Origin of the sequence: uncultured Jatrophihabitans sp., from assembly GCF_964246335.1 — a bacterium.
Taxonomy (GTDB): Bacteria; Actinomycetota; Actinomycetes; order Mycobacteriales; family Jatrophihabitantaceae; genus Jatrophihabitans.
In genome coordinates this window covers 1-5840 of record NZ_CAXTQF010000110.1, presented here as the reverse complement: position 1 = coordinate 5840, position 5840 = coordinate 1, and the positions used below count along the sequence as shown (strand labels likewise).

General features: G+C 68.9%; 3 protein-coding genes. 2 read left to right on the top strand and 1 reads right to left on the bottom strand.

What is annotated here, in order from left to right:
• Positions 1-213: 213 nt before the first annotated feature.
• Positions 214-1104, bottom strand: a complete 891-nt coding sequence (locus ACFFCN_RS18260) for a PAC2 family protein (RefSeq protein ID WP_375493989.1) — start codon at positions 1102-1104, stop codon at positions 214-216.
• Between the two features lie 218 nt (positions 1105-1322).
• On the opposite strand from ACFFCN_RS18260, the gene metH reads away from it, so the two are divergent.
• Both metH and ACFFCN_RS18250 read left to right on the top strand, forming a co-directional pair.
• A complete protein-coding gene (gene metH, locus ACFFCN_RS18255; RefSeq protein WP_375493987.1) occupies positions 1323-5117 on the top strand; it encodes a methionine synthase in 3795 nt (1264 codons plus the stop codon).
• Positions 5114-5800 carry an HAD family hydrolase gene (locus tag ACFFCN_RS18250; RefSeq protein ID WP_375493986.1) on the top strand — a complete coding sequence of 229 codons (687 nt, stop codon included), beginning with the start codon at positions 5114-5116 and terminating at the stop codon, positions 5798-5800. The genes metH and ACFFCN_RS18250 overlap by 4 nt, the downstream gene beginning before the upstream one ends.
• The last annotated feature ends 40 nt before the right edge of the window (positions 5801-5840 follow it).

The following is a 5840-nucleotide window of genomic DNA, read 5'->3' as shown; positions in this document are numbered from 1 at the left end:
ACGGGTCGGTCAAGTTCCTCAAGGAGACGATCGACACGCAGACCTACTGGTCGCTGGGCACTCGCGCCGGCGGCGAGGTCCTCTCGGCCGACAGCTATTGATCCGAATCCCGCATCCGCGTCGGACGCCGGACGGCCGGGGCCGGCACGAGGAGAGCGGCGCGGGGTAACGCGGGCCTCCGGCCCGGATGGGGGAGTCGAGCGACGGAGGCGGTCAGCCGCCGAACGGGCCGCCGGCGTGCCCACCACCGCGGGCACGGCGGCGCAGGTAGCGCTCGAACTCGCGCGCGATGGCGTCGCCGGAGACGTCGTTCATCTCGCTGCGGTCGATCTCGTCGTCGCGTTCTTCGAGATTGCGGATGTACTCGGTGACTTCTTCGTCCTCGGCGGCCATCTCGTCGACGAGCTTTTGCCATTCGTCGGACTGCTGCGGCAGCTCGGCCAGCGGGATGGCGAGGTCGATGACCTCCTCGACCCCGCGCAGCAGCGCCAGCGTGGCCTTCGGATTCGGCGGCTGGGAGACGTAGTGCGGCACGCCGGCCCAGAACGAGATCGCCGGGATGCCGTTGGCCACGCACGCGTCCTGCAGCACGCCGACGATGCCGCTCGGCCCCTCGTAGCGCGAACGCTCGAGGCCGAAGCGCTTGGCCGAGTCGGGGTCGTACGCGCTGCCGGTGACCTGGGTGGCCCGCGAGTGTGGCGTGTCGGACAGCAGCGCCCCCAACGACACGACGACCTGGACGTCGAGCGCGTTGATGACCTCCAGCAGCTCCGCGCAGAACGCGCGCCAGCGCATGTTCGGCTCGATGCCGTGCATCAGGACGACGTCGAAGTCCGCGCCGGGCGGCCGGCAGTAGGAGAACCGGGTGGTCGGCCAGGTGATGCGCCGGGAGATGCCGTCGGTAAGCGAGACCGTCGGCCGGTTGACCTGGAAGTCGTAGTAGTCGTCGGGGTCGAGTTCGACCAGCGGCTGCGCGTCCCAGACGAGCTCCAGGTGCTCGACGGCGTCACTGGCCGCGTCGCCCGCGTCGTTCCACCCCTCGAAGGCGGCCACCAGCACCGGGTCGACGAGCTTCGGCCACTCCGCAGAACTCGGGGTGCTCATGACACCCAGCCTACGACCGGCCGACGCGCGTTTCCGGGAACGCAACCCGGTTCGGCGTCTGCTCGCCGCTCGGCAGCGGAGGAGACGTCACAGGGCCTGATTGGCGGGGGTACGGCGCCTGACGTCCGTATGATTGGCCCTGATCCGCTGGTCCATCGCTGGGGCAGCGGCCTCGGCACGCCCGTGGCGTTCGCCGCCGGCTCTCCAGGAAGGCATCTGTGCCCGACACCTCCGCCCTACGTCCGGACTGCACCGACGAGCTGCGCGCTGCACTGTCCGCGCGCATCCTGCTGCTCGACGGTGCCATGGGCACGCAGATCCAGCAGCGCGGATTCAGCGAGGAGGACTTCCGCGGCGAGCGGTTCACGGACTGGGGCAGCGACCTGCGCGGCAACAACGACCTGCTGACGCTGACCCAGCCGCAGGCCATCGAGGAGATCCACCGCGCCTACCTCGAGGCCGGCGCCGACCTGGTCGAGACCAACACGTTCAACGCCCAGCGAATCTCGCTGGCCGACTATGACATGCAGGACCTCGCCTACGAGATGAACCTCGAGGCGGCCCGCCTGGCCCGGGCGGCGTGCGACGACGTGACAGCCCGCGACCCGCAGCGCCCGCGTTTCGTCGCCGGTGCGCTCGGCCCCACCAACCGCACCGCGTCGATCTCGCCCGACGTCAACGACCCGGGCGCCCGCAACATCAGCTACCAGCAGCTCGTCGAGGCCTACCTCGAGCAGGCCAACGGACTCGTCGACGGCGGCGCTGACGTCCTGCTCATCGAGACCATCTTCGACACCCTCAACGCCAAGGCCGCGATCTTCGCGCTGGAGACGCTGTTCGAGCAGCGCGGCCGGCGCTGGCCGGTGATGATCTCCGGCACGATCACCGATGCGTCCGGGCGCACGCTGTCCGGGCAGACCAGCGAGGCTTTCTGGAACTCGGTCCGGCACGCCCGGCCGCTGCTGGTCGGGCTCAACTGTGCGCTCGGTGCCGCCGAGATGCGGCCGTACCTCGCGGAGATCTCCCGGGTGGCCGACTGCTTCGTCTCCTGCTACCCGAACGCCGGCCTGCCCAACGCCTTCGGCGAGTACGACGAACTACCCGACCAAACCGCGGGCATCGTCCGTGAGTTCGCCGAGAGCGGACTGGTCAACGTGCTCGGTGGCTGCTGCGGCACCACACCGGAGCACATCGCGGCCGTCGCGCAGCTCGTCGACGGCGTCGCGCCACGCGTGCCGTCCGAGGTGCCGCCGGCCATGCGGCTGTCCGGGCTGGAGCCGGTGACGATCACCGACGAGTCGCTGTTCGTCAACATCGGCGAACGCACGAACATCACCGGCTCGGCGCGCTTCCGCAACCTCATCCGCGACGGGGACTACAACGCCGCTCTGTCGGTGGCCCGTCAGCAGGTCGAGAACGGCGCGCAGGTTATCGACGTCAACATGGACGAGGGCATGATCGACGGCGTCGCCGCGATGGACCGCTTCGTCAAGCTGATCGCCAGCGAGCCGGACATCAGCCGGGTGCCGGTGATGGTCGACTCATCGAAGTTCGAGGTCATCGAGGCCGGGTTGCGCTGTGTACAGGGCAAACCGATCGTCAACTCCATCTCGATGAAGGAGGGCGAGGACAAGTTCCGCAGCCAGGCCACGCTGTGCCGCAAGTACGGCGCCGCGGTCGTCGTCATGGCCTTCGACGAGGACGGCCAGGCCGACAACCTCGAGCGCCGCAAGAGCATCTGCGAGCGCGCCTACCGGATCCTCGTCGACGAGGTCGGCTTCCCGGCCGAGGACATCATCTTCGACCCGAACATCTTCGCGTTGGCAACCGGCATCGAGGAGCACGTCAACTACGGCGTCGACTTCATCGAGGCCACCCGGTGGATCAAGCAGAACCTGCCCGGCGCGCTGGTCTCCGGTGGCGTGTCCAACGTGTCGTTCTCCTTCCGCGGCAACAACGCGGTGCGCGAGGCGATCCACGCCGTGTTCCTCTACCACGCCATCGCCGCGGGCATGGACATGGGCATCGTCAACGCGGGCGCACTCGTCGTCTACGACCAGGTCGATGCGAAGCTGCGCGAGCGCATTGAGGACGTTGTGCTCAACCGCCGCCCGGACGCGGCCGAACGGTTGCTCGAGGTGGCCGCCGACTTCGCCGGCACCGGCGCGAAGGCCGAGGCTGCGACGGAGGAATGGCGCGAGCTGCCGGTCGACGAACGGATCACCCACGCGCTGGTCAAGGGCATCGACGCCTATGCCGAATCCGACACCGAGGAGCTGCGGGCGCTCATCGCCGAGCGCGGTGGCCGGCCGATCGAGGTCATCGAGGGCCCGCTGATGGCCGGGATGAACGTCGTCGGTGACCTGTTCGGCGCCGGCAAGATGTTCCTGCCCCAGGTCGTGAAGTCCGCGCGGGTGATGAAGAAGGCCGTCGCGTACCTCATCCCGTTCATCGAAGCGGAGAAGAAGCCCGGCGACGTCGAGCAGAAGAAGGGCACGGTCGTCATGGCGACCGTCAAGGGCGACGTGCACGACATCGGCAAGAACATCGTCGGCGTTGTGCTGCAGTGCAACAACTACGACGTCATCGATCTCGGCGTCATGGTGCCGGCGCAGAAGGTCCTCGATGCCGCCAAGGAGCACGACGCCGACGTGATCGGGCTGTCCGGGCTGATCACCCCGTCGCTGGACGAGATGGTGAACTTCGCCTCCGAGATGGAGCGGCAGGGCTTGGACATCCCGCTGCTCATCGGCGGCGCCACGACGTCGCGCGCGCACACCGCCGTCAAGGTCGACAAGCAGTACCACGGGCCGGTGATCTGGGTGAAGGACGCCTCCCGCTCGGTGCCGGTGGTCGCGTCCCTGCTGTCCGACGAGCGACGCCCGGCGTTGCTGGCCGACCTGAAGGACGACTACGACTCGCTGCGGGAGCGGCACGCGGCGCGTTCGGATGCGAAGGTCATCCTGCCCATCGCGGCCGCGCGGGAGAACCGCACGCCCATCGACTGGACCGACTACAAGCCGGTGCGGCCGCGGATGATCCTCACCCAGGCGCGTGACGTGCACACCGACGACTACCACGGCATGTCCTCGCCGACGCAGTTCGTCAAGGTCTTCCACGACTACTCGCTGGCCGAGCTGCGCGAGTACATCGACTGGCAGCCGTTCTTCAACGCCTGGGAGATGAACGGCAAGTACCCGGACATCCTCAACAACCCGGCAACCAGTGAAGCGGCGCGCAAGCTGTGGGACGACGCGCAGCAGATGCTCGACCGGATCGTCGACGAGAAGTGGCTGACCGCGGCCGGCGTGTTCGGGCTGTTCCCTGCGAGCGCCGTCGCCGACGACGACATCGAGGTCTACACCGACGAGCAGCGCACCGAGGTGCGCACCGTGCTGCACGAGTTGCGTCAGCAGACCGAGCACCGCCCCGGCATCCCGCACCGCTCGCTGGCCGACTTCGTCGCGCCGAAGGACACCGGCCTGCGCGACTACGTCGGCGCATTCGCGGTGACTGCAGGCCTGGGCAGCGCTGCCCGGGTCGATCAGTTCAAGGCCGAGCTCGACGACTACAGCGCGATCCTGCTCGAGTCGCTGGCCGACCGGCTCGCCGAGGCGTTCGCCGAGCGGCTGCATCAGCGTGTGCGCACCGAGTTCTGGGACTACCAGCCGGGCGAGGACCTGTCCTCCGACGAGCTGATCCGGGAGAAGTACATCGGCATCCGGCCCGCCCCGGGTTATCCCGCCAACCCCGAGCACACCGAGAAGAAGACAATCTGGGAGCTGCTGGACGTCAAAGCCAACGTGGGTATCGAGCTGCCCGACAGCATGGCGATGTGGCCCGGTGCATCGGTCAGCGGGCTGTACTTCTCCCACCCGCAGGCGCAGTACTTCGTGCTGGGCCGCGTCGGCCGCGACCAGGTCGAGAACTACGCGGCGCGCAAGGGGTGGACGGTCGACGAGGCGCAGAAGTGGCTCTCGCCGAATCTCGGCTACCGCACCGACGACGAGTGAGCGCGCCGCTCGGGGCGAGGCACACCGTGCAAGCGGTGCTCTTCGACATGGACGGCACGCTGGTCGACACCGAGCCGTACTGGATGAGCGCCGAGTACCAGCTCGTGGCCGAGTTCGGCGGCACCTGGAACGACGAGCACGCGCACGAACTCGTCGGCAACGACCTGCTGACCTCGGCGCGCTACCTGCGCGACGTCGGGGGAGTTGATCTGGATCCGGCGGTGATCGTCGACCGGATGCTGGACAGCGTGATCGTTGACGTCCGACGTCAGATGCCGTGGCGCCCGGGCGCGCGCGAACTGCTCGCCGAGTGCGTGGATGCCGCGGTGCCGTGTGCCATGGTGACGATGTCCTACACCCGGCTCGCCGATGCGCTGGTGGAGCAGCTGCCCGTGGGCACGTTCGCCGCCGTCGTGACCGGCGACCAGGTGGCGACCGGCAAGCCCGACCCGGAGGCGTACCGCACGGCATGCGAGCGGCTCGGCGTCCGCCCGGGCGACAGTGTCGCCATCGAGGACTCGCCGACCGGCATCGCGTCGGCCATGGCGGCGGGTTGCGTGGTGGTGGGTGTGCCGCACCGCGTGCCGATCCACGCCGCACCCGGCCGCACCCTCGTCGGGTCGTTGGCCGACCTGACCGTGGCGAGTTTGGACGCGCTGGTCGCCCGCAACGTCACGGCGTGACGGACTCCGGGGGCGGGGCGTCGCGGGGATCGGTGAGCAC